A 23,147-nucleotide genomic window follows, 5' to 3' on the forward strand; every position below is an offset into this window, starting at 1 on the left:
AAGGCATCTCATGACCCTGGAAGAGTACATCAGGCTGCCGCACCGGTGGCGCTGGGGAGGCATGGGCGGCGATGACTGCACCACATTCTGCGCCGCGTGGGTATTCGAGGCCACAGGCAAGGACCCCGCCGCTGATCTGCGCGGGACCTACTTCACTGCCGAAGATGCTGCGGCTGTTTTGCATGCAGCCGGAGGCGTCGAGAGCCTCGTCGGGGCAAAGCTCATGGCACTTGGCTTCCGACGCGTCACCGAGCCGCGGGATGGCGATATTGGCATCATTCGTGTGCTGACCGGCTTCGATACGGACGGTCTCGCGGTCAAAGACATTCCTGGCATCAAGTTCGGCCCGCTGTGGGCGGTGATGTCGGCTCGGGGGCCAATGGTCAAAAAGCTTGATTGGACCGGCGTGGCATGGCGCATCGCGTGAACCCACTCGACGACGTCCTGCGGCAGGCGTTCAAGGGTCGCACCGTCTCGTACAGCACTGACATCGGGGCGTTTGAGACGACGACGACACAGGAGTTCCTCGCCTCGGGGTGGAATGGCGAATATCGCTGGCCGGTCCACAAGGATCCGATCTTCACGCCGATCTTCACGGCGATCCTGGGTACCGGCAGCATCTCGCTGTTCGGTGGCTCGATCACGATCTCCTATGCGGCAATTGCCTCGGCCATCGCCACCACAGCCCTGACCGTGGGGCTTGCATATGCGATGGCTCCGAAGCCACCCAAGCCGGAGGACGGTCGTCAGCCGCTGACGCAGCCAATACCCTATCGCTTCTGGGGTGTGGGCGTGGCAAGGCTGGCTGGCGCCATGATGCTCTGGGAGGCTGTCGACAGCGACATGTACTCGGTGCAGGCGATCGTCGCTCACAGGATCAACGGATATGTCGACTTCTATCTCAACGACGACAAGGTCGAGCTAGACGTCGATGGCGGGGCCGAGGATCCTCTGCACTCGAACCGTTATGGCGCGAATAGGGTCCGCATATTCTACAATCTAGGTCTCACTCCTGAGACTGCGTTCCCCGCCCTGGTGGCCGAGCTCAGCGACCAGGGCATCTGGACAGTCAACCATCGGGGCGACGGCCAGGCCTCAGTCGCGATGATCTGCGTTACGCCGGCGCAGGAGAATTTCCCAAAGGCGTTCCCTTATGGCAAGCCGGCGCTATCGGTTGTGGCCGAGCTGTCGCTGTGCTGGGATTTTCGCGATCCATCGCAGGACCCGGAAGATCCGTCGACGTGGACCTTCACAAAGAATCCAGCGCTTCATCTCGCCTGGCACGAATGTTTCAATCCGTTCGGAACCAAACGCGACTTCCGCAAGGCTATCCTGCCGGTGCTCGACATGTGGCAGGAGGAGGCCGATGTCTGCGACGAAGACGTGCCAAGAGCGGCCGGCGGCACGGAGAAGCGCTACGAATGCGGCGGCTTCGACACCACGGAGCAGGACCCGAAGGCCGGAACCAACGCGATCCTCGCCACGTGCGACGGCTGGATGTGCGAGCGCGGCGATGGAGCTCTGCTGTTCGTCGCCGGCAAGTTCCGCGAGAAGTACGTCGCGACGCTGACTGACGCCGACATTGTAGGCTACACCATTCAGCACGACGTCCTTCCGGAGGATGAGTGCAATCGGCTCGTCCCGAAGTTCACCTATCCGGCGACAGACTACACCTCGACCGACACGGACTATTTCGAAGATATTCCGGCCCAACTCAGCGCCGGCCGGGTGTTGCCGCAGGACGGCAACTATCTGTGGGTCCAGCAATGGCGCCAGGCCAGGCGGCTCGCGAAGCGCGAGTTTGCGCGCTTGCGCCAGAAGAAGCGCGGATCGCTGGACGTCCGCTTCACCGGCATCAATGCGGTCTACGCGCCCTGGGTGCGGCTGGCGACGCCCGTGAGCATCCCATCCCTGAACGGGAAGCTCGTCAACAACCGCCGCTCCGTGCTGTCCGTATCTCGGGGCGGCTTCCAGATGACCTTCGTGGTCATGCCTCCGGACATCGAGGCATGGGATCCTGCTACGGATGAAGGTGCCGCACCGCCGGTGCCGCCGAAGCCGGTATCTGAGGGCATCCCGCAGGCCATAATCGACACGATCGCTCCCGTGTCCGGTGGCGGATCAGTCTATGTGCGCGTCGTGTTGGTCGATCCCGATCGGGACGACGTCACTCCGGTCGTTCGTTACCGGGTCGCCGATACTGGCGGCGGTGTGCCTGGCACATGGGTGGAGCAGAAGTTCCCGGATGCAGAGCCGAGCGCAGGCCTGATCGTGCTGAACACCAACCCGGTGCCGACGAACACATCGATCGAAATCGAAGCCAACTACATCGGTTCCAACGGGACGTATGGCGATCTCTGGTCTGATACCGAAACGATCGTCTCGTCGGTCGATACCGTACCGCCTTCGCCAGTGGAAAACGTCGTGGCCACTGGCGGGGTGGGCCAGGTCGCCCTGACCTGGGATAGCCCGAACTCTGGCAACTACTATGCCGCCAATATTAGGCGCAACACAGTCAACGTCGAGGGCGGGGCGATCTCGGTGCGCACCGAATACGGCCCGCCATCGTCCGTAGATGCCTGGCCCGACACTGGGTTGGCGGCGGGCACCTACTATTACTGGATCCGCTCCATGAATGCGTCCGGTGTAGAAAGCACAGTGAGCGTCGCGACCGGCGCCGTCGTCGTCACCTAATTTCTCCAACCTATCGGGATCGAGACCATGGCGAATGAAATTCGCGATGCCTTCAATGCTGCATATGCTGACGGTCCGGTCGGTTCGCCGACGCAGCCACCGAAAGTGTCGATCAGGGAAATCGGTGGTCTGCTTCAGGACACCCTTGACGATCTCGACGTCCGTCTTGATGCCGTTGGCGGCGTTCCGGCCGAAATCGCCGCCCTCGATACTCGTGTTGATGCGGCAGAGGCCGAGTTGGTTGATCACGAGACCCGCATCGACAGTGTGGAGTCACTGATCACCATCGGCGCAAAGACGCCCGTTGCGGTAACCGCCCTCTCGACCACCAACATTGTGATCGCATCCGGCGTCGTCAATGGTGCCACGATTGGCGGCGTGGTCGTAGCCACGGGCCAGACCGTTGTTCTGGCTGGCCAGACCGCGCCGGCGGAGAATGGTGCCTATATCGTCGCCGCGTCCGGTGCAGCTTCGCGGTCCACGGACTTCGACACCAGCGCCGAATTGCTTGCCGCAACGTTCTCTGTGACATCCGGCACGCAGGCTGGCGCCGTATGGGCCATCCGGAACACTGCAGCTATAACGGTCGGCACGACGGCCATCGTAATCAGCAAGGCATATGACCTGCCTGGCGGCACCGCACAGGTCGAAGTTACCGCGGCTCGGCAGGGCGAGGCTTCCCTGTCGGCGAACCTCACTGCGATGAAGGCGTCAACGTCCAGCTTGGCCTTGACTGTCGACACTCTAAACATGATGGGCGGCATCGCCATGTCGACGGCGAGACTTGTTGAAGCCGCCGGAACAGTCAGCCCGTCAGTCTATCGCTCGTATTCCTTTGTTGCTGGCGACACCATCGAGCATGTCGTCGTCGCGAAGGCCGGCGAACGGGCCATGCTACAGCTTATTCATACCGCCGCTGGCGCGGCATACACGGCCAACTTCAATCTCAATGAAGGCGTGGTCGTAAGCACGTCCGGCGCGAATATTGTCAGTGCCAGTATCACTGATCTCGGCGGCGGCTGGTACGAGTGCAAGGCTGTCGTTCTGGTGGCTTCAAACGTCACCAATAACGTGCAGGCTCGCATGTCGGCGTCAGGCACTATCCCCTTCACCGGGGACGGCACGAGCGGGATGTATATTCGCAGTATCATCCTGCGCAAGCAGGGGCTAACAGCAAACCTCTTCCCAAGCAGCGATCCAGCCAACGCAGCGTTCACCAAACAGAACGTCACGGTCACCACCACGACCAGCCCGAATGCGCCGGTCTTGGTCACGCTGCCTGAGACGGTGGAAGACCTTTATGTCCAGGTGTTCGGCCGCATGTCGGCGACGAAACTCGTCGAGCCGGTCGGATCGGCCAGCCCTTCGGTGTACCAAGCCAAGAACGTGGTCTCGGGCGACGCCGTCGTCTGGAAGGTCATTGCCAAGAAGGGCGAGCGCTATCGGCTCAACCTGTTCTCCAATAACGCCGCGATCTTCAACTGCACGTTCGATCTCGAAAACGGCACCGCAAGCGGCACCGGTGCGAGCATGGTCGCGCTCGGCAATGGCTGGTATGAATGCACGGTCACTGTCACGGCGACGGCCTCGGCGTCGACGAACTGGCAGCACCGCATCTTCGCAGCCGCCGGTACGCACCCCTACGTCGGCGATGGCGCATCTGGTCTCTATGTTCAATCGTCCAAGCTCCACCTCAATGGCGGCGCGAACCTCTTTGGCGATTCTGAAAACCTCTCCACTTCCGCGTGGACCAAGAGCGCAGGCGTAACGACTGTCGCCAATGCCGCGCTTTACCTCGGCTTGCTGGCCAACGGGGCTGACATCGGTGGCGATCCCTACGATGACGGCCGCGAAGCTCTGGTCGGCAAGAAATTGGCGGCACTAGGCGACAGCATCACGATCGCCGGCTTTTATACCAGCGTCATAGCCAGCCAGACTGGGATGGTCCTGACAAACCTCGGCGTCAGCGGCGCGTCGCTCGGCCAGTCGACGACAGCATACGCCAGCTTCGGCATCTACAACCAGATTGCGAACATACCGGCAGATACCGAGGTCGTCACAATCGCGGCAGGTATCAACGACTTCGGAGCCCAGGAGGTCGTCCTTGGTGTGCTGGGGCAGACCACCACGGCCACGTTCTACGGAGCTCTGTGGGCCGCCGTCGTCGCCATCAGGACTCAGGCACCGAACGCGAAGATCATTTTCTTCGTCCCGTACAGCGGCGACTCCACCCACGCCACCCACAGGATCATGAGGACCAACGGGCAGGGCAACACTCTGGATCAGTTCATGAGGGCGGTGCGCGAGGTGGCCTTGCTGACCTCGTGCGCCTATCTGGATGTCGGCGGCGAGAGCGGCCTCGGCTACTTCATGCCTGCCTCATCCACTTCAGACGGCCTCCACATCAACGCCGTGGGCGGCCTGAGGTACGGAACCTATTGCGTCGAAGGTCTTCGTCGTCTGTCGCGCGCGGGCTACTTTGGAATCTAGACCGGCATCGATCTGTATGGCAATTACTTCCCGGCGAAACGCCTAGGGGGTTAACATGCATCGGGCACTTAAGCCGGCCATTGGCATTATGAGGGCGGCCCTCGGAAGGTCGCGAGCCGATCGGGAAGCTGAGTTGATGGCTCAGTTGAACAGGTCGCGGGAGCCCTCAATCCTGTTGTTGGGCGATAGCCTGGTGGCAACGTCTCAGGCTCAGATCAACACCCCAAACGTGATAATGGGCGCCGTCGGCCGATCTCGGATAGCTGATGTTTTGGCGATCGCCAGCCGCGTTAAGTCGAACGGCTTGTGGGACAAGGTCGGCGGGATCGTAGTCGGTGTTGGCATTAATGACGCCGAATGGCGCGAGGGCGATGACCTGCAATCGAGAACGATTTATTTCAGGTCGGTGTTGGATGCTATCATACGCGCCAGCCTCGACATCCCGCTTGCGATCCTGACGATCACGGAGCCCGACAGAGTAGGCGTGCATGTCGATCGTTTTAGCCGGGACTTGATCGAACGCCAGAACCATGAAATCCGCGCCGTAGCTAGTCGGGCGATCGTTTTCGATATGGACGCCAAGTTCAGGGCGTCGATCGCGAAAGCCGGCCTAGAGGTTTCGGTCGGCTTTTCAGATGGTGTCCACATCTCAGAGATCGGCTATCGGCACTGGCGACCTCTGCTGGTCGAATGCATCGAGGCGGTGCGGGCTAAATCTCGACAAAGGGCAGATGTTTGACGGCGTCCCACTGCTGCTGCGGTGTGGTGCCCGACCACTTCGCCCTCAGCTCAGACGGCCTCCATGCCCTCTTCGGATCGAGTTTTCCGGTCTTGGTAAAAAAAGCATTGACGCCGCCGTTAGACACGGCCGCGAGGCCGTAACCCCTGGTCGCGCAAAGCTTAGCCATCGCGGTCAGCGAAGCGCCATGATACCAGGCCGTGGAATGCTTTTTATGGCGGTCGAAAATGGGGTCGTAAACGACGGAGATCGAACGGTTTAAGAAGCTCGGATTGTATTCAATCGAGATAACCGACGGCTCGATGTCCAGCAGTTTTTCGAGGAACCAATAATCGTTCCCGTCGATGTCGATCGAGAGCACGCCGACCTTCGGGAAGGCCTTGCGAATAAAGTCGAGGTTGTTCAGATCGAGAAACCGCTCCTCGATGCGGACGTTGGAGGGGAGCACCGCCCTCGCATCGGCGACCTGCTCACTGTTCGCATCGATGAGCAGACCGTCAAACGAGTTCATCAGGGCGGCGCAGTTGAACTGGATCGGATGAAACCCGAATTCGATGAAGGTTTTCGGCGCGGCGGTCTCCTTGGCCAACCTCAAAAGGATTTGCCCCTCGTCGGACTGGCCGCCGATGCCTTTGGCGATCAGATACCGATAGTACATCTGCCTCAGCGGCGTGACTTTTTTGAGCACTCTCAGCATCGGAAATCCCCTTAGGAGGCCAGCGGCGGGACTCGGTCGATAGCACGAGACGATGACGATTTGAAAGGGAAGCGAAAACTCGGTAGTGGGTCAGTTTGAAATTGCCAGCATCATTCCTCGACATCATAGGAACCTATGGGGCCGAGCATGGCGGCGACATAAGCGATCACGTCGGATTCGATGTCGTAGCGTGCGTGATAGTATGGGTCGGCGACTTTCACGAGGCGATCTTTGGGCATTTCCTGCGCATGGGCATGGAAAAACGCTAGGTGTTGCGCTGTATCCAGAATTTCTCGCGTACTTCTGGACATTTGCTCGTCATTATCCCGAAACGGATGTTTCATGACGAAATGCATACGTTCAATGGCATCTGGGTATTTTGTCAGATGCAGTTGCAGAAACTCTTTGATTTGCCTGTCGCTGAACGTTCTCTGCCTCAATTCAGTTTCTTTCGATAAGGCCCGCGAACCATTGGTTTCTAGGCTTCTTTCGCTTCGGAGCGGAATTTCAAACTGACCCACTACCGAAAACTCTGGCTTTTGTCGCGTTGGTCGATCTGGTAAATGCTGCCCCAAGGATCGCGGCGCCGTCGCCGGGTGGTTCGTAAGGGGGGTTCATGGCCAACGCCGATAGCATCATTGCCATCTATGACGACTACTACACTGATGGGAAGGTGGCCGCGAAAAGGGAGATCGCTTCCAAGCAGTCTGTCGGGCACATCGAGGCGATCATAGCCGGGCAAAAGTTCGAGAAAATACTCGACATCGGTGCCGGCGAGGGAGCTGTGTTGGACAAGCTGAACAAGAAGGGCCTCGGGAAGGTTCTTGGGGCGGTTGAGATATCGACGAGCGGCGTCGAGGCGATCAAGGCCAGGAAGATCGCCAACCTTGCCAGCCTAGACATCTTCGATGGCTACCACATCCCGCATCCTGACAAGTCTTTTGATCTGGGTCTTGCCATCCACGTCGTTGAACATGTCGAGCACGAGCGGATGTTTTTGATGGAGGCTGCTAGGGTCTGCAAGAAGCTTTATATCGAGATACCCTTGGAGCATACGCGGAATCTCAGCAAGGCGATCCGCATGTCCGGGCCCTATGGGCACATCAATTTCTACACACCTTTGACCTTTGAAAACCTGCTCAAGACGTCCGGTCTCCAAGTTGAGAGGATGATGACGTTTGCCCACGATCTCGCTTATGAGCAGCACTTGGCCGGACCGTCAAAAGGGTGGTTGAAATACAAGCTGCGAACCGAATTTCTCAGGTTCGCGCCGAAGACCGCAGTGCGCAACATGGCGTACATGGCCGGAGCACTCTGCTCGTCAAAATAGTGTTGTGTTTGTTTACCCAAGCTTAGTCTTGTCGACGTCTGGCCCCTGCTTGTTCGACCACCAAATCAGGTACATAGAGCCTAGCTTCATAACTGGGACCCGCCGATCACGCTCCCGCGTTCGCAGCTCTCGATAGGTTTTCACCTTCAGGGTGCCTCCAGGCAACTTGATCCGCAACGTCATTTGATTTCCGCCAGATTGTGCAGCGCAAAACAAATCGTCATCCGGCTGAGCAGTCAACTCAACTTCACGCGAACAGAAACTCGCTGGTCCGGCCGCTGGCGATATGGGTGATGAGAAGCCATTCCGCGTTAGCACTTGCCGGCTTCCGCGCTGGCCTAACCGGCCGGTCGAAGGCGACCAGCGCCGCAAGGATGTCGCTTCCGGCGGCAACGGCGGTGATTGCCAAAGCCTCGCCGCCGCGCATCTTCGCCAAGTAAAAATTGATCATCCAGCCTCCCGAACAGGCTGAGCCTTACCGAAAAATCCCAAACCGCACAACCTGCCCGCGAGGGCGACCATCGCGTAGGAAGCAGACCGGCGAGCCGGACCGAGCCTTTGTCAATGCTCAGCGTGCGTCGCGCGAGCTAAAGTTGCCTCGATCTCCCAGGCGATCTGCCGCATCGACGCATAGTGTGGCCCAAAAGGCATCGGCTCCTGGCGGCCATCGTCGGCGTGAACGATGAAAAAGCCGCCTTTATGCTCGGCAGCAAATCCTCGATAGATGGGACTGAGGGAGGTATCAAAATGAGCACCTCCGTCTTGGTCGCGCAAGGACATCACGAGTGTTCTTCTGGTTAAGATATCGTTGTTTTGTGCACGGAGAATCGGCTGCTCCCACCAAAGTGCGAATGAAAAGGCCCTGCACTCCAAAGTCGAATACATAGTACAAAGCGGCACATATTCGGCGATTGATTGGGTAGGCACCAGTACCGCCAGCGGAAATTCTGGTGCTGCGTTCCCCGGGGTAAGGGCACCTGCTGTGCTTACGAACTCGAGATGCTCCTTCATCCCCATCTGAGTAAACATGGATACTGCCCGTCCTTTTTTGTCATGGACGAGGATAGAGACGCAAACCGCAAGCCTTTTGGCTTCCCATTTTGATCCTTCGTCATAGGCTTTGGCGGACGTGCGAAGCGCTGCGATCTGATCTCCGAACGCCTCATTGATTGCAGCCTTTGTTCGAGAACTCATGCGATTTGCTCCCGTGTCACTGGCCGCCTGAGAGGCCGGACCGCCTTTCGCCGCCGATCCTAACCACATTCGAAAACCAAACAACCTGCCCGCGAGGGCGGAAAGGATCTCCTTATGGACAGCACGTTCAAGGGCGCCGCCAAGCGCATCACCGATATCGACATTCCGCGCATCGGCGCGACGATCGGGGTCGGCGAGGACGAGATCCACGCCTTCATGGACGTCGAGGCGGCCGGATCCGGCTTCGACCGCGCCGGCCGGCCGAAGCTGCTGTTCGAGCCGCATGTCTTTTATCGCAATCTCACCGGCGCGAAGCGCAGCGCTGCCGTCAAGGCCGGTCTTGCCTACGCCAAATGGGGCGCGAAGCCCTATCCGAAGGACAGCTATCCGCGCCTGGTCGCGGCCATGGCGATCGACGAGACAGCGGCGCTGAAATCGGCGTCATGGGGCCTGACCCAGATCCTCGGCGAAAACCACAAGGCCGCCGGATTCTCGACCGTGCAGGCCATGGTGCAGGCGTTCATGGCCGATGAGGCGGCGCACCTCGAGGCGACGGTGAAGCTGCTTGTGGCCTGGAAGGTCGACGACGACCTCAAGGCGCATCGCTGGTCAGTGGTTGCCCGGACGTGGAACGGTCCTGGCTACAAGAAAAACCGCTACGATGCGAAACTCGCCACGGCCTTCGCAAAGTGGCAGAAGATCAGCGACACGCCCTATAAGCCTGGCGCTGCCGCGCACAAGGCAGCCCCGCCAGCCACCGCTCCAGCCTCACCGGCCCAGCCAAAGCCCGCTCCCGCCCCTGCTTCTCTCCCGACCCTCGACAAGGAAACGGTCGCGCGTGTTCAGCAGCAGCTCAAGGATCTCGGCTACACCGAGGTCGGCGGCGTCGACGGCAAGATCGGCACGATGACGGCGACGGCGATCCGCGCCTTCCGTGCCGAGAATGGCTTGCCGGCAGGCGATGGCATCGACGATGCGCTGCTGCTCGCCCTGCAGAAGGCCAAGCCACGCGTGATTGCGCCGGCGCGCAGCGAAGCCCCGCCTGAAGTGGTGCGCGAGAAGGTGCCTGAGGTTCGCACCAACTGGCTGACCAAGGTCGTGGCGGCCGTCGTGGGTATTCCCGCGACGATCGGCACGTTCTTCGACGGCATTCTCGGCAATCTCGACGAGGCTTCCGGCGTCATGCAGCCGGTCAAGGATGCCGCCGGCGACGTGCCCGGCTGGGTCTGGATGCTGGCGATCGCCGGCGTCGCCGGCGGCCTGTTCCTCATTGCCCGCCACGGCGAGGCCAAGGGCGTCGAGGCGTTCAAGACCGGGGCACGGCGCTGATGCTCGAGCTCCTGGCCATCGCACTCAAGAACTGGAAACCCATCGCGCTCGGCACGCTTATCGCGGCGGTGCCGGTCGCTTATCTCGTCGGCCAGGGCAAGGGCGACAACGCCGGCTACAGCCGCCGCGTCGCCGAAGTCGCGGCGGCCGATCTCAAAGCCGAACTCGAAAGGAAGGGCGACAATGCGTTGCTTCACGGCATGTCCGACTATGATCTTTGTGTTTCTGGCCTGCGCGGGAGTGGCATGCCAGTCGGCGCCTGCGAGCAGCTGCGCGGGGTTCCAGAAGAACAGCCTTAGCCCTGAAGGCACCGTGGCGCTGATCGGCGCCGATCGGCCTGGCTACGAGCGGGTGATCGGCAACGATCGCAATGGCCAGCGCCGCAAGTGCTGGAAATAACGCAGTGCATTCCAGAAAGGGGCTGGGCTTGTGGAAGGTGACGACATGAGCGGAAACGCACAGAAGATAGCAGAGAACGTCTTGCTTCTTGCCATAGCGCGAGTGTCGATGGCGCTCTCGCTGCCCCTCATAGGCTTCGTCGCCTGGCTGGGCGGGCAATATCTCGATGGAAAATTTGACACCCAGGATCAGAAGATCGCTTCGCAGCGCGAGGCGACAGAGAACCAGGCGAAGCTAACGACGGCACGCGTGGAGACGGTGGAGAAGGCGGCGCAATCCGCCATCGATCAAGCCGGCAAGGTCAACGAGCGCTTGATCTCAGTTGAGACCAAGCAGGCGCAAGACTCCGCTTCAAGCGATAAGTTTCAGGCCGCCACACTTACCCGCCTCGACAGGGTGCAAGACAGCATCGTCGGCTTGTCAAATGCGGTATCCGCGCTCACCGCCACGATGCAGGCGATTGCCGAGCAAAGGAATCGCTCGCCGCCGGAGCGCTGACCCTGGCCGCATTTCTGAAAAATTCTCAACGACGCTTTACTGTTCTAGTACCCCCTGTTAAATTTCAAACATGACGCGATTGGCAGCAGAACTATTCTTCTTGATCTTGGCCTTGCTGGCCTTGCCTGCCGCGATCTTTATCTCCAGCATTACTGCGCGGCCAAGTATCATCGGCAGCGGCTGGCGGTTCTGGAGCATTGGTCTGGGTGGAGTGGCTTTCTTCACCCTGTGGATCGTGGCAGTTGGTGTCGCTCGGATGTGGGTATTCTACGGCTGACACCCTTCGTCTTTCGTTCTTCAACCATCGCCCGCCTCGGCTCACGCCGGGGCGGGCCTTTTGCGTGTCTGGATGGAACGCAACCCGGAGAAGAAAGTTCGGTGCCTGCAGCATCTCTCGCAGACCGATGCTGCGATCGGTGTCCTCCGATCAAGCTCGCGCTCTCTCCCGGAGGGCGCGGGCTTTCTTTCGCTGTCACTCTTTTTGTCTTAAGGCAACGTCTGCCCGAAATCGGCCGGCGCGGATTTTTTCGCTTCTCCGTCTGTCTTTAGCGAAACTTCCGGCTTCGTTCGGCGTTCGGATCAAAAGGAACGCTTATGAGCGAAGATGCTGGCAAGGGAAGCCCTGGCGCCGGGTCTGCCCGCGAAGCGCTGGCCCGGCGACTGGCCGAGCAAACAGGCATCTCGGAGGCTGATGCCCGGGTGCTAATAGAACTGATCGGCACCAACTGGAATTCATTGATCCGTGAGGCGCGGGTGCTGACATCGCGGCGTTGACACTCGGAGCTCGCGACAGAAATTCATCGCGCGGCCGAGGTCAACGAACCTGATTGCGTGTCCTTGAACTGTTTTGCCTGTTGGTGAAGGTATAGCGGATCGAATGCCGCAAACTGCATGAGGCCGTTCACGTTCTTGACGGTGATCCGCTTGCCTTCACTTTTAATGAGCCCTTTGCCCCGTAGGCCTTGAAGCGCCCGGTTCATATGGACCAATGACATTCCCATGCTGTCAGCAAGTTCCTGCTGAGTCAGCGGCAGGTCGAAACTGTTGTCTCGTGCCAAGCCGACGGCTGCGGTGCGTATCAGCATCTCGCAAATCAAGTGACCGACGCGCTGCTGCGCCCCACGCGACCCTACCGTTACCAGCCATTCGCGAAGCACCGCTTCGTCGACCAAATCGGCCCACCAAAGGGCTTGGGCCAACGTCCTGTTCTCGTCCATCATCTCACGAACGGTGTCGAGCGGGATTAGGGCGACCGTGCATGGCGACAGTGCTCCAATCGAATGATCCATCTCATCGAGCAATGCGACATTCACGTCGCAGAGATCCCCCGGAATAAGATAGGCCATGATGTTCCGGCCGCCCTCCGGTAGGAGCTTGTAGCGTCCGGCCCAGCCGTCAACCAGCAGATGGACGTGGGTGGGCTTCTCGCCGTATGTGATGATGTCGCTGCCGGCCGAGAACTCTACGGATTTGGCCACGCTCCCGGCAAGCACCTGCTTGTCTTCATCAGAAAGCTTCCTGAAGTGCTCGAGCTTTCGGATCAGGGCGGTACAGCTCCCGTCGATCATTCGCATCCTCCCGCATGCACGTGAGATTACAATTGAACACAGTTAAGCAGGGATCGGCTCGATGCAATCTTGGTGGCATCGGCGATGTCGTAGCGATCGTCGATGTAATTTATAGGAAAACGCCGGAAGCCATCGCCTGTGCATTGCGGACAGACCTTGATCAGCATGGGTGCCACTCCTTACCAGTCATAATATTCAATTTGGCTAAAATGTTCCGGAACTGAATCGCCATTCGTGCCTTGAGTCGCGTCTGTGGCGTGGGGTTCCAGTATGCGTAAGCGTTCCGGCGAAGGTCGGTTGCAGTTCATCGAACCGTTGATGCCGACCCTGGTCGACAAGCCTCCGGAAGGCGACGCCTGGATCCATGAGGTCAAGTTCGACGGCTACCGCTCACAGATCATCATAGACGCCGGCGGCGTTCGCATCTTCACCCGGCGCGGGCTGGACTGGACCGCGAAATACCGGGATCTCGCTGCGGCCGCCAATACGCTCGACGTCGAGAACGCAATCATCGACGGCGAGATCGTAGTCCTCAATGGGGCCGGCCTGTCGGACTACGCGGAACTGCGCAAGGCGATTACGCGGCGCCAGCATGACCTCTATTTCGTCGCCTTCGATCTTCTGCACCTCAACGGCCATGATCTGCGGGACATGGCGCTGGAGGAACGCCGCGAAATCCTCGCTGCCATCCTCCCGTCTGATATTCGCATCCAGTTCAGCCAGGATCTGCCTGGGGACGCCAAGGCGATTTATCACCTGGTCGACCAGGCCGGCCTAGAGGGCATGGTCTCCAAACGCCGGGACAGCAAGTACCGCAGCGGCCCGTCGACCAACTGGCTGAAGGCGAAATGCTTCGCGGTTGGCGAGTTCGAGTTGCTTGGTGTCGAGCGTGAGGCTGGCAAGCCGGCTTTCGCCCTGATGGGCGAAATTGGCACGCGCAAATATGTCGGCTCGGCCTTCATCAATTCGAACCGGGCGATCCGCGAGCGCCTATGGAAGCGCGTCCAGGAGCACGCCGGGCCGGCGCCGAGGGGCATGAAGCGGCTGGCAACTCAGTGGGTCAAGCCGGGATCAAAGCCCGCGTGAAGCACCTCCGGGGCCAGGAAGACCTTCGGCACGCCTCGCTGCAGGATTTTTGGGAGGAATACTAAAAAGGTGGCCTTGCGTTGTTTCCCGCCGACGTCCTATCTAGCCCGAACTACTTTCAGTCTGAGGGGCGGGTGTGAAACAGAATCAGGAAGGCAATCGGCGGTCATCCGTAGGCAGCGCATTGGCCATCGGGCTTTTGATATCGAGCATATCTCTGGGAGGGTGCACTACAGTTTCAACTAGCGGTGCGAATCGATGGCTTACGAAGTCAAATTTTGCCAGGGTTGACGAAGCGATGGCTAAGAAAGGCATGATGCCCGCAGCAATCGACTGCCGGTTCGATAGCACAGCTCCGGGCAAAGCGGCCTATGGATCAAAAGTTACGTGGAAACCTGTCCCCAGAGACATTCGCTGGCGAATGCATGTCGGCACTCCCGATTTCGTTGCGAGCAGTGAAGCTGAATCACGCGCAATGGGCCTTCATCGCGTGTTTTCGAAAAGGGTTCGTGACAAAGCAACGGGTCAAGTAGTTCAGTGTTCGATCTCGACGGATTGATCCTCTCAGCGGTGCCGACCTCTGGTAAGGACTAGTCCTTACGATGCCAAAGGTGGGAGTCATGGCGGGCGAGCCGTTGCATGCACTGTGAGCGGGTGAGCGCGCGCAAGGTGGTGAGCGGGTGCGTAACCGGGCGAGATAACATGCAATTTAGTTTGGCCCTGCCAATTCTCCTAGGGATTCTGCTACCAGCTCCTGCTGAAGCGGCCGACTGCGTAAAGAGCCAGAGCCCCGACATGCCAGGCATGGCGATTGTAATGGCTGTGTCGGCTCATGTGCTCGCAGAACGCCTTTGCCAAAACCCGTTCGCTATAGAGGGCGGGAACGCCATCGTGACGGGAAATTCACTTGGCAGTGGCTCGGCTGCACTGGTAGCTGGGAGTTGCTGATGGCGCAGGCTGCCGTCAAATTGGCAATTGTTGCGGCGGTATTGCTTGCGACGGGCGCGGCAGGCTGGCGAGCGCTCGGCTTCCAAAGCTGGGATTGGCATCAGAAGCTGACCCTTAGTGTCGAGACGCCGGCGGGAATCGTGTCCGGCGGAAGCGTGGTCGCGGTTCATGCCACTACGGAACCAAAGTGGATTCCCGTAGACGGTGCCGGCGGCCTGCACAGCAGCATTAAGGGAGAAGCGTCTTTTGTCGAAATTGCTCCCGGCAGATATTTGTTCGCGCTACTAGACGGCGAAGCGAGCAGAGCGTTGTCGCTCTTTATCCCTGTTGGAATCATCGGCAATGAGAGGCCAGCCTTTCTCGAACAGATACGCGAGGTGCGCGATGTGCCACGCGAGAAATATCCTCTTCTGGTCACCTTTACCGACATCGCCGACCCGAAGACCGTCACCAAGGTCGATCCCGACAATCTCGCCGCCACCTTCGGGCCGGGAGTGGCGCTCAAGCGCATCACGCTTGAAATCACCGATGAAAAAGTGACCGAGCGCCGAATTACCAGGCTGCTTCCTTGTCTCAAGTCTGGAAAAGCATGCATCCCGCTGAACAAGAATTTGGCGTTCGGCGATCCAATGCGGAATGTTCTCAACGACCGGTTCTGGAGGAAACTATGACAACAGCGTGTCGAAAGACCGTTTTAGCGATCCTGTCGATGGCGCATACAACCGCGGGTATGCTCCAAGTCTGGCTGTCGAAGGTAACCAACGCGGCGTTGCCGGCTTCTCATAAAATGTTCCCCTTTGGCTCGGTGGTGTTTCCGTCGGGCAGGATGCAGCCCTTGACGATCAGGTCAAAAACTCATCTTTCGCCCATAGACGTTCCAATCAAATGCCGTTGCGCCGAGCGACTATGTCCAATGCGGATTGCACATCCCGGTCGATCTGCTCCCGCCGCGCCATGAACCACTTTTTAGCGCCTGGATAGTCAGCCGCCGATTCCCTGGAGTCTGAAAAACCTAGCGTGTTTTGGGACAAGGCAAGGATACCTTGCTGCCCCAATACAACGAAAAGAGTGACACGTGTTTCGGCGGAATTGTTCTCAAGCCATCTGGCGACCCCGATACCGACCATATTGTTCTGTAGGTCTTTCATGATTTCCAAAGTCGTGTCAGGCTTTCCGCGTTTCACATAGAGTTCAGCAAATTCATTGATCATTCCACACCGGACGACCATCTCTTCGGCTATTGCCTCCGAAAGCCCGAGAAGCCTCAGTCCGGAATAGAGATAGGAAGACGCCGAAGCATGCTTGAGGGCGTTGCGATAGCTCCCGTCAAGGCCTTGCTCAGTCACGATCCGGCGGACGCTCACTTCGAACCAGCCGTAAAAAGCGAGCGGCGGCGAAACGATCAGGAGCGCTAGCGCTAAGAGCTTCCTCATCTTACGATGCCGTCAGAACTCATCTTTCGCCTTTCTGGTAAGGGATCATCAGCGCTTTCGGATAGGTCGCGCGGCGCGCGACCAGGATAAGGGCCAGGATCGACAGCGCGTAGGGCATCATCAAAAAGATCTGGTAGGGCACGACGCCTCCCCTTGTGGATCCGGCTCACCCATTGCGCTTGCTCGAAACAGAACCAGTGCGATGGCTGACGCGGCTTGGCAAAGCCCCATCCTGCATTCTTGCCGCAGCCGGGATGCTCGCACCTGTGGTGCTGAATCCCAGGGCGCGTGACGGGCTCCATTGCACCGGGGAGGCGGATCAGCTCGTCGCCCATCGAATATTTTCTCACTTCAGTTTGTTGGAAGATTCCACAGCCAGTCTTGACGATCAAGGAAAATGTTCCTTATTCGTTCTCATGGCGCATGATCCGATCGATACCCTTGGCAAGGCGACCCGGCACAACATGCTGGTCAAGGCCGAATGCAGTTGCGGTAACGTGCGCTACCACCGCTCGGCCGATCTGATGATGGTGTTCGGCGGCGGCAGAGATCCACAAAGCCTCACTTTCAGCTGCGATCGGTGCAAGCCGTCGATCAAGATCACGCTGTTGGAAGTGCATCCGGAACATCTGCCGAAACGTCTCATGATCCACAAGCCGATGAAGGTCGGCGGCAAGATCGAGTGGTTCGTCGAGCGGTTCCGAGGATGAGCGAACGCCTAAAGGTCCGGTTCGCCTATAAACGCGGCTGGCAAGTCGTGGACGGCAGCGCGATCCTGAGCACGTTCGACAAGAAGGAGGATGCCTTCCGGTTCGTACTTGACCGTGGCGCCCGCGCCTGGCTGCAATGGGGCAGGACGGTGATCGGCGGGCAGTCACCACCCTATGACTTTGCCGCACAGTTCCAGCAGGACAGCGTCGGCCGCATCATGAAAAGACTGCACGGCTCCGAAGTAGGCACCTGGTTCTGGACATGCCATGAAGGCGGCGCGCGTGGGACGGCCAAGACAAAGGAGGAGGCGGCCGTCGAGGTCGAGCGCGCCTACACTCGACGGATCGTCAAGGCGGATTGGCGCTAGATCCAGCCCATCCGCACCCCAAGCCAATATCCACCAATCACCACCACTCCTACCGGGGCCATGGTGATCATCGTGCGTAGGGTCATGGCTCAATCCCATTGACGGCGGCGAACCCAGATAGGGCCCCGACCTCATTGAGGTACACACAAGCCATCTCGTCAACCGATGCTGGGTAGACCACCGAGCACGGCTTGAGCGCGTCCACTGCCCGGACAGGTTCACCGTCTGGCGTCAAGAGGCCAAGGCCGGCAATCTCTCCCAGCGCGGTTTTGCGCTTCTCGGGCGTTAGGTCAGCCATGCTCTATTTCCCTATTTCCGTTTACAGCAAAGGCAAATTCGTAAGCGGATTGATGGGTTCGGTTTACAGACAGATGAGGCGCAAACCCGCAGAAAACTGGGATCGGCTTTGGGCCTTCTAAGCCGATGGTCACAGGTTCGAATCCTGTCGGGATCGCCAGCATTTTCAGGGTCCGTTCCGGACACATAGATTACATTTTATACCGGACACATAGGTAACACTTTCGGCCCGAAAGGGTTCTCGAGTGGTTCCAGTCTGCATGTCTCATCGTCGAAATACCCCAGATCATAGTCCATGAAGCTGGCCAGCCAGATTCGGTCCTCGACCTGTTTGACGCCGACGGTCTGGCCGGCGAAGACCTGGCTGAGGTTGATCTTCTTGCGATTGTAGCAGATGCGCCCGCAGGTGGTGACGGTGACCGCCTTCTCATGGGAACCGATACGCTTGATCGCTCGGCCAGTTCCGATTGCGTCGTGTCTAAAGGCTCGGGCGGCGGCGCTCTGAATTCACGATGATGCACGTTCATGCAACCACCGCCATGTCTTTGCGTTTAACCGCCTTCAATCCTGCGGAGCGACAAAAATGACGGCGTTCATCCCGATTACAATCTACCTGAATCACAGGCCGATGGTGGTCGCGTCGATAGCCGACGCTGCGAAAGCGCTTCAGCAACCATGGCCATTCATGGACAAGCCGTCCCGACTTGAAGCAATCCGAATGATCGAGGAATGCTTGGCCGGACATTGCAGTCACCAGGCTGCGTTCGCCGCTTTCGAGGCGGCTGCAACTGCACAGGGACTGCTTAAGCAGAAGCCTCCAAGCGAAGGCCTCAAGAAATTCGACGGGGTTGCTGAAGATCTGATGTGAGGTCGTCCTCGCCCGCTCGCCGATCTTCCGCTAGGGCGCATCTCGGGTCTGCGATTCTGCAACGGGGCGCGGTTTTTTTGTGTATAATAATGCTGCACGAACAAAATCTCTGGGCGAAGGGGGTTTGTCATGCCGCTTCGTGGAAGAGCAGAGGATTCGGGTGTTTTCAACCCGTCAGAGCTGGCGCTACTTGGCCGCGTGTTCGATCGTTTGAAGATTGACGGCCAATCGGAACAACAGCGCGAGTCGCTCGCGTCCCGAATTATTGCCAATTACATGGCGGGAGTGGTGGACGAGGAAGAACTTCTGTCGGCTTCGAAACAAGCTCTGGGGCGGTAGGCCCGGGTAAAGCAAGCCTTACGAGTTGATGCTCCCAACCGCCGGTTGGTAGACGAGATGCAGCCGGCGCGCGTAGGATTTCCTACGATCCGGGCACACCCACCCCCGCCCACCCTGTGCCTGGTGAACGACTGATCTCCCGCCGTGCCGAAAGGTGCGGCGGGCTTTTTGACTTCCGTACGGAACAGCCGACTCGGGGAGGGCCTTCGGCTTCTGCCGCATCTCCTGTGAACCAAGCTGCGAGATCGGTGTCCCCTTCCGATCAAGACCGGGGTGAAGCACTTGCGCGGCAAGGACGATCTTCGGCACGCTCGCTTCCAAGGCTTTGGGAAGACTAGGTGCGACGCGACTGTTTTCGCTCGTTAAAAATGAGTTTGGACTCTGATCCTGACAGGATTATGGATTATCCGGGCGCCGTTGCCGGGAGGTCAGCGCACATCGTGCTCCTGCCCGTCAAGGAGGAGGACATGAGAAAGCCTCTAGCGCTCATCTTTGAGGACGAGCCGATGATCGTCATCGATATCGAGACGTCACCCAGAGAGGCTGGCTTTGCGGTGGCCTCAGAGCCAAGTTGCAATCGTGCACGATAAATTTTTGTTGAGCCTGACGTCGTCATCCTGGACGTGCTCTTGCAGGACTGCATCAGCTCTTCGGTTGCTGAAGAACTCGTGGCCCGTAATATCCCTTTTGTAATTTATAGTGCCACGGACATCGAGGGCCGCGGTGAGGCCGGTACTTTTGTCGCGAAACCTGCGGACGAATCCGTGCTTGTAGCTTTGGCGGATTCCATGGCTAGGGCATCCACGGCTGCGAGAACGCTTCGAGAAAGTCGAGAGCCGGGTGAGTGCTCTAAAATCCGGTGTCAGAAACTCAAAACCGCGCGACCGGCTACACCGAAGGCATAATAACCGCGACGAACCGCGCTGTGCCCCGGCATGAGGCTCCACATCAGGCATCTCCGTGGCGAGGAAGAGCTGCGCCCGCCTCGGTGCTGGGCTCCAGCGACGAGGACGCCTCAGTCGCGCTCGCTCGGACCACCCGCCAAATCGAGGAGTGGCGGGTGGTCCTTTATCAGCGCAGGAAGGGACTTAGCTGCGCAGATCTCAATTTCGTTCTTCGGTTCAATCGTCAAAGTCCGATTGTGCCCTAGCTAACGACCATTCCAATCGCCAGGAACGCGATGGAGACGGCGAAGACCGGAGCGAGCAACCAGCGGGCTTGGTGGACGCTATTCTCCATTGGCCTCCTCCCGTGAACTCACAGCGAGCAACTACTACGAGCAACCGCAGTTCCGGGTGGCGCAATGTCAGGGGCTATTACGCGAAAACAGGTGAGACTTAGGTCCTGTCTCCTATCAGACCGAAGCCCAGGTAAGGAACGTTTGCAGCTGCCCGAGGTTTGGTGAGGCTGGCGCGAAGACGATGCCGTTCAGCGCAACAGAGCTCGTATAAAGGAGGCACTTATGAGAATGCGTCTTTCCACTGCAGCCGCGGGGTTTCTGCTGCTGGCAGGTATCGGCGCCGCTGCCGCTCAGGACGTTGTTATCGCGCCTGAACAGGAGACGGTCATCAGAGAGTATGTGAAGAAGCAGCCGCTCGCCTCAGTGAAAATCCCTGGAGTGGAGCTCAATATCGGCTCAACCCTGCCCGAGACGGTCGAGCTTCATGAAGTTCCTGACACCGAATACCGCTACGTGGTCGTCGACAACCGGACCGTTGTCGTTGACCCTGGCACACGCAAGATCATCAAAATTATTGAATGACCTAAGCGACTGGGAGGACAGCCCGCCGTGCCGAAAGGTGCGGTGGGAAGCCAGCAAGGGAGGAATGTGATCATTATGTCGAACCGTGAGATTGGAGCGTCCCAGGCGCTGCGAATGCGGGTGGCCGACCTCAGCGAGAGGATGCGCGGCGCCCGGATTACCGACGACGAACTGAAGATCTTTGGAAAAGTCGCAGCCGTCATGGAGGACGGCAAGGGCAGAATCGATGCCGACGATTTGATTGCCGCATCCTTCGTCGTGGAGACGCTGGACTAACAAGCCGCCTCAAAACTCTCCACAATGTGAAGTGCTGCAATGTCTCTCTCTCCCAGTCTGTTCTCTGTTGGCCTGACTTTCCACTGCCCGCAGTGCAACTTCACCGTCATCAAGAACGGCAGCTGGTTTCAGGTCGTTTCCCATTACAAGTGCGACGGATGCGGACGCGAAATCCGGATTACCTATCCCGACAAGATTGCGATCTTCCAGAAGCACGCGCACTTGGCCACGACCCCGCCAGGAGCGCGGTAGAGATGTGCGGACCGAATCCTTCATGGAAGTGAGCTCGATGCCGGGGTATGGCGCGAGCGTCATGGTGACTAGATAAACCAGGTCGCTACCAGCCCTAAAGAGGCGGAAAAGATTGCGATCGTAGTAGCCCATCCCAGAGCGTTGGTGGTGCGGCTATTGACCTTGTCTCCCATGATCCGCGGGTTGTTCGTCATTAGCATGATAAGCAGAAGCAGTGGCGGCGTAGAAAAGCCCTGCACGATGCCGGACCAGACGAGCGCCTTCATCGGGTTGAAACCCAGGAAATTCAGGCCGACAGCAATCAGCGTGAAGGCGCCGATCGCGATATAGAACTTTGGCGCCTCACGCGGCTTGGCATGAAGACTGTGCTTCCATCCAACTGCCTGCGCCAGATCGTATGCCGCACCTGTCGTCATGACCGGAACGGCAAGGAACCCGACCCCGATCACGCCGGCAGCGAACAGTACGCCAGCGGCTGCACCAGCGAGCGGCTTGAGAGCTTCGGCTGCTTGAGCGGCGGTCTCTACGTCGTGCTCGCCGGCTTCATAGAGCGTAGACCCTGTCGACAGGATGATGAAGTACATGATGAGATTGGAAAAGATCATGCCGATCAGGATATCGCGGCGGGAGCGGCGCAGTTCACCGTCCGTGGCACCCTTGCGCTCCTTCAGCGTCGTTCTCCCCTCGGCAATCTCTTCCTCCACCTCCTCATTCGACTGCCAGGTGTAGAGATACGCTGAAAGGGTGGTGCCGATGATGGCCACCAGGATGGACAGGAACTCGCGGCTGAACTCGATCTTCGGAACAAGGGTGCCCCACAGCACGGCTGCCGCATCCGGCTTCGCCATGATGGCTGAGCCGACATAGGCAAGCAGGGCCAGCGCGAGCCAGCGAAAGATGTTACGAATGAGCGTGTAGGAGCCCCAAAGCTGGAGAGCAAAGATCGCGGCCGCGACTACGATCACAATGAGGGGGATCGGAATAGGAAGGAAGATGTTGATTGATGCAGCCATGCCGCCGAGATCGGCGGCTGCTTCGATCGTGTTGCCGATCAGCACGCCCACAAGAACAGCCCAGAGCAGCCACCGTGGGTAGAAGTCCTTGATCGCATGAAAGAGGCCGCGGCCCGAAACCTGTCCAAGCTTCGACGAGAGATACACGACAGTGTACATCATCGGCAGCGTTACAGGAGCGGTCCAAAGCAGGTCTGGGCCAAAGCGCGCGCCGGCACTCGCATAGGTACCGATGGCCGAGCAGTCGTCGTCAGCAGCGCCGGTGATAAGGCCGAGTCCAAGTGCTCGTCCTATGCCGTCTTTCTTGTCTTCCTGTGGTGAAGTGGCGTTAGGATCGCGCTGCGTCATTGCGGCCACGCCGCGCTAAGAGCGTAAGGCGCAAGCACGACCGAAACGTCGAGAACAATTACCCAATAGATGTACCGCAGCACGGGAGTGGAACTCATTCCGGCAAACCTCTACCGCCGTTTCAACTCCGCAATCGGCTGCTTGTTCCAGCGTCAGTCGGGTATTCAGCGCTCGCCTTGCCATGCCGAGGCGCGTTCTTCGCTTTGCTGGTCGGCCGGCCCAAAGGTGGGGACAGTCTCTATCCTCGCCATGATCGAGCCACGATTTCAATGAGCCTGGGCTTCGACGGAAGCATACCCAGCGTTTACGAGAAACTCTGCTGGTGTGATTGTCTGGATGAGTTGGCCGATGGTGCGCCAGTCTCTTCGATGGTTCGACGCTGTGCGCGTCGCATCAATGTTTGATATTGCCAAGGCTTGCCCGATCGGATTGAGCTCAGGTGAGTATGGCGGCAGGAATCACAGCTTGCGCCGGCTACCCTATGGCGGGGCAGGGCGGATCTGAACGGG

26 protein-coding genes and 4 pseudogenes are annotated in these 23,147 nt (G+C 58.9%); 17 read left to right on the forward strand and 13 right to left on the reverse strand.

Features of this window, described 5'->3' with window-relative positions; all coding sequences use genetic code 11:
• Positions 1-10 precede the first annotated feature (10 nt).
• The 4 genes from ACWTU7_RS26385 to ACWTU7_RS26400 all read left to right on the forward strand — a co-directional run bounded on the left by ACWTU7_RS26385 (position 11) and on the right by ACWTU7_RS26400 (position 5,923).
• On the forward strand, positions 11-427 hold the full coding sequence (locus ACWTU7_RS26385) for a DUF6950 family protein (RefSeq protein WP_455841135.1): 417 nt from the start codon (positions 11-13) through the stop codon (positions 425-427).
• Complete coding sequence (locus tag ACWTU7_RS26390) at positions 412-2,694, forward strand: hypothetical protein (protein WP_455841136.1); 2,283 nt, start codon at positions 412-414, stop codon at positions 2,692-2,694. Before ACWTU7_RS26385 ends, ACWTU7_RS26390 begins: the two co-directional genes overlap by 16 nt.
• Positions 2,695-2,721: 27 nt before the next feature.
• Positions 2,722-5,184, forward strand: a complete 2,463-nt coding sequence (locus ACWTU7_RS26395; RefSeq protein ID WP_455841137.1) for a phage head spike fiber domain-containing protein — start codon at positions 2,722-2,724, stop codon at positions 5,182-5,184.
• Positions 5,185-5,320: 136 nt separating this feature from the next.
• Positions 5,321-5,923, forward strand: coding sequence for a hypothetical protein (locus ACWTU7_RS26400; protein WP_455841138.1), 603 nt, complete (start codon positions 5,321-5,323; stop codon positions 5,921-5,923).
• Here ACWTU7_RS26400 and ACWTU7_RS26405 read toward each other — a convergent pair.
• Positions 5,895-6,512 (reverse strand): hypothetical protein, encoded by a 618-nt coding sequence (locus ACWTU7_RS26405; protein WP_455841139.1) that lies wholly within the window; start codon positions 6,510-6,512, stop codon positions 5,895-5,897. The two genes, ACWTU7_RS26400 and ACWTU7_RS26405, sit on opposite strands and share 29 nt — an antisense overlap.
• 218 nt (positions 6,513-6,730) lie before the next feature.
• Positions 6,731-7,141, reverse strand: coding sequence for a hypothetical protein (locus ACWTU7_RS26410; RefSeq protein ID WP_455841140.1), 411 nt, complete (start codon positions 7,139-7,141; stop codon positions 6,731-6,733).
• A gap of 95 nt (positions 7,142-7,236) precedes the next feature.
• On the opposite strand from ACWTU7_RS26410, the gene ACWTU7_RS26415 reads away from it, so the two are divergent.
• The gene (locus tag ACWTU7_RS26415; protein ID WP_455841141.1) at positions 7,237-7,950 is read left to right on the forward strand and encodes a class I SAM-dependent methyltransferase; all 714 of its coding nucleotides are present in this window, start codon (positions 7,237-7,239) and stop codon (positions 7,948-7,950) included.
• A gap of 247 nt (positions 7,951-8,197) precedes the next feature.
• Here the strand turns inward: ACWTU7_RS26415 and ACWTU7_RS26420 are convergent, their stop codons facing one another.
• Positions 8,198-8,401 (reverse strand): hypothetical protein, encoded by a 204-nt coding sequence (locus ACWTU7_RS26420; protein WP_455841142.1) that lies wholly within the window; start codon positions 8,399-8,401, stop codon positions 8,198-8,200.
• A 110-nt stretch (positions 8,402-8,511) separates the two neighbouring features.
• A complete protein-coding gene (locus ACWTU7_RS26425; RefSeq protein ID WP_455841143.1) occupies positions 8,512-9,144 on the reverse strand; it encodes a hypothetical protein in 633 nt (210 codons plus the stop codon).
• Between the two features lie 114 nt (positions 9,145-9,258).
• Between ACWTU7_RS26425 and ACWTU7_RS26430 the strand changes: the two genes are divergently transcribed.
• The 3 genes from ACWTU7_RS26430 (at position 9,259) to ACWTU7_RS26440 (ending at position 11,370) form a co-directional block, all read left to right on the forward strand.
• Positions 9,259-10,473, forward strand: a complete 1,215-nt coding sequence (locus tag ACWTU7_RS26430) for an N-acetylmuramidase domain-containing protein (RefSeq protein ID WP_455841144.1) — start codon at positions 9,259-9,261, stop codon at positions 10,471-10,473.
• Positions 10,473-10,772, forward strand: a complete 300-nt coding sequence (locus ACWTU7_RS26435) for a hypothetical protein (protein ID WP_455841145.1) — start codon at positions 10,473-10,475, stop codon at positions 10,770-10,772. Before ACWTU7_RS26430 ends, ACWTU7_RS26435 begins: the two co-directional genes overlap by 1 nt.
• 145 nt (positions 10,773-10,917) lie before the next feature.
• Positions 10,918-11,370, forward strand: coding sequence for a hypothetical protein (locus tag ACWTU7_RS26440; protein ID WP_455841146.1), 453 nt, complete (start codon positions 10,918-10,920; stop codon positions 11,368-11,370).
• Between the two features lie 57 nt (positions 11,371-11,427).
• Here the strand turns inward: ACWTU7_RS26440 and ACWTU7_RS26445 are convergent, their stop codons facing one another.
• Positions 11,428-11,595 (reverse strand): hypothetical protein, encoded by a 168-nt coding sequence (locus tag ACWTU7_RS26445; RefSeq protein WP_455841147.1) that lies wholly within the window; start codon positions 11,593-11,595, stop codon positions 11,428-11,430.
• A gap of 369 nt (positions 11,596-11,964) precedes the next feature.
• On the opposite strand from ACWTU7_RS26445, the gene ACWTU7_RS26450 reads away from it, so the two are divergent.
• Positions 11,965-12,144, forward strand: coding sequence for a hypothetical protein (locus tag ACWTU7_RS26450; RefSeq protein ID WP_135937384.1), 180 nt, complete (start codon positions 11,965-11,967; stop codon positions 12,142-12,144).
• A gap of 23 nt (positions 12,145-12,167) precedes the next feature.
• Here the strand turns inward: ACWTU7_RS26450 and ACWTU7_RS26455 are convergent, their stop codons facing one another.
• Together ACWTU7_RS26455 and ACWTU7_RS26460 are read right to left on the reverse strand one after the other, a co-directional pair.
• Positions 12,168-12,938 carry a Crp/Fnr family transcriptional regulator gene (locus tag ACWTU7_RS26455; protein WP_455841148.1) on the reverse strand — a complete coding sequence of 257 codons (771 nt, stop codon included), beginning with the start codon at positions 12,936-12,938 and terminating at the stop codon, positions 12,168-12,170.
• A 26-nt stretch (positions 12,939-12,964) separates the two neighbouring features.
• Positions 12,965-13,105, reverse strand: coding sequence for a hypothetical protein (locus ACWTU7_RS26460; RefSeq protein ID WP_455841149.1), 141 nt, complete (start codon positions 13,103-13,105; stop codon positions 12,965-12,967).
• 103 nt (positions 13,106-13,208) lie between these two features.
• On the opposite strand from ACWTU7_RS26460, the pseudogene ACWTU7_RS26465 reads away from it, so the two are divergent.
• Positions 13,209-14,089, forward strand: a pseudogene (locus ACWTU7_RS26465) (ATP-dependent DNA ligase).
• An 882-nt stretch (positions 14,090-14,971) separates the two neighbouring features.
• Positions 14,972-15,643, forward strand: a complete 672-nt coding sequence (locus ACWTU7_RS26470) for a hypothetical protein (RefSeq protein WP_455841150.1) — start codon at positions 14,972-14,974, stop codon at positions 15,641-15,643.
• Positions 15,644-15,853: 210 nt separating this feature from the next.
• Here ACWTU7_RS26470 and ACWTU7_RS26475 read toward each other — a convergent pair whose 3' ends face one another.
• Together ACWTU7_RS26475 and ACWTU7_RS26480 are read right to left on the reverse strand one after the other, a co-directional pair.
• Positions 15,854-16,405: a hypothetical protein gene (locus ACWTU7_RS26475; protein ID WP_455841151.1), complete on the reverse strand. Its 552-nt coding sequence runs from the start codon at positions 16,403-16,405 to the stop codon at positions 15,854-15,856.
• Positions 16,406-16,424: 19 nt separating this feature from the next.
• Positions 16,425-16,553, reverse strand: a pseudogene (locus ACWTU7_RS26480) (ABC transporter permease); the annotation flags it as partial.
• Between the two features lie 25 nt (positions 16,554-16,578).
• Here ACWTU7_RS26480 and ACWTU7_RS26485 point away from each other — a divergent pair.
• Complete coding sequence (locus ACWTU7_RS26485; protein ID WP_455846553.1) at positions 16,579-17,115, forward strand: hypothetical protein; 537 nt, start codon at positions 16,579-16,581, stop codon at positions 17,113-17,115.
• A complete protein-coding gene (locus tag ACWTU7_RS26490) occupies positions 17,112-17,483 on the forward strand; it encodes a hypothetical protein (RefSeq protein WP_455846554.1) in 372 nt (123 codons plus the stop codon). The genes ACWTU7_RS26485 and ACWTU7_RS26490 overlap by 4 nt, the downstream gene beginning before the upstream one ends.
• An 82-nt stretch (positions 17,484-17,565) precedes the next feature.
• Here ACWTU7_RS26490 and ACWTU7_RS26495 read toward each other — a convergent pair whose 3' ends face one another.
• Together ACWTU7_RS26495 and ACWTU7_RS26500 are read right to left on the reverse strand one after the other, a co-directional pair.
• Positions 17,566-17,781: a hypothetical protein gene (locus tag ACWTU7_RS26495; RefSeq protein ID WP_455841499.1), complete on the reverse strand. Its 216-nt coding sequence runs from the start codon at positions 17,779-17,781 to the stop codon at positions 17,566-17,568.
• A 197-nt stretch (positions 17,782-17,978) separates the two neighbouring features.
• A pseudogene (locus ACWTU7_RS26500) lies at positions 17,979-18,212 on the reverse strand (IS481 family transposase); the annotation flags it as partial.
• Between the two features lie 151 nt (positions 18,213-18,363).
• On the opposite strand from ACWTU7_RS26500, the gene ACWTU7_RS26505 reads away from it, so the two are divergent.
• The 4 genes from ACWTU7_RS26505 to ACWTU7_RS26520 all read left to right on the forward strand — a co-directional run bounded on the left by ACWTU7_RS26505 (position 18,364) and on the right by ACWTU7_RS26520 (position 21,025).
• Complete coding sequence (locus tag ACWTU7_RS26505) at positions 18,364-18,648, forward strand: DUF982 domain-containing protein (RefSeq protein WP_065009013.1); 285 nt, start codon at positions 18,364-18,366, stop codon at positions 18,646-18,648.
• Positions 18,649-18,777: 129 nt separating this feature from the next.
• The gene (locus ACWTU7_RS26510) at positions 18,778-18,987 is read left to right on the forward strand and encodes a hypothetical protein (protein WP_029354275.1); all 210 of its coding nucleotides are present in this window, start codon (positions 18,778-18,780) and stop codon (positions 18,985-18,987) included.
• Positions 18,988-20,449: 1,462 nt separating this feature from the next.
• Positions 20,450-20,749: a DUF1236 domain-containing protein gene (locus tag ACWTU7_RS26515; protein WP_095519499.1), complete on the forward strand. Its 300-nt coding sequence runs from the start codon at positions 20,450-20,452 to the stop codon at positions 20,747-20,749.
• A 75-nt stretch (positions 20,750-20,824) separates the two neighbouring features.
• The gene (locus tag ACWTU7_RS26520; RefSeq protein WP_455841502.1) at positions 20,825-21,025 is read left to right on the forward strand and encodes a hypothetical protein; all 201 of its coding nucleotides are present in this window, start codon (positions 20,825-20,827) and stop codon (positions 21,023-21,025) included.
• A gap of 320 nt (positions 21,026-21,345) precedes the next feature.
• On the opposite strand, the gene ACWTU7_RS26525 is transcribed toward ACWTU7_RS26520, so the two are convergent.
• Positions 21,346-22,638, reverse strand: a complete 1,293-nt coding sequence (locus ACWTU7_RS26525; RefSeq protein ID WP_455841498.1) for an Nramp family divalent metal transporter — start codon at positions 22,636-22,638, stop codon at positions 21,346-21,348.
• 266 nt (positions 22,639-22,904) lie between these two features.
• Positions 22,905-23,096 (reverse strand): annotated as a pseudogene (locus tag ACWTU7_RS26530) (IS630 family transposase); the annotation flags it as partial.
• Positions 23,097-23,147: the final 51 nt, after the last annotated feature.

Source organism: Mesorhizobium sp. BHscii, from assembly GCF_053848065.1.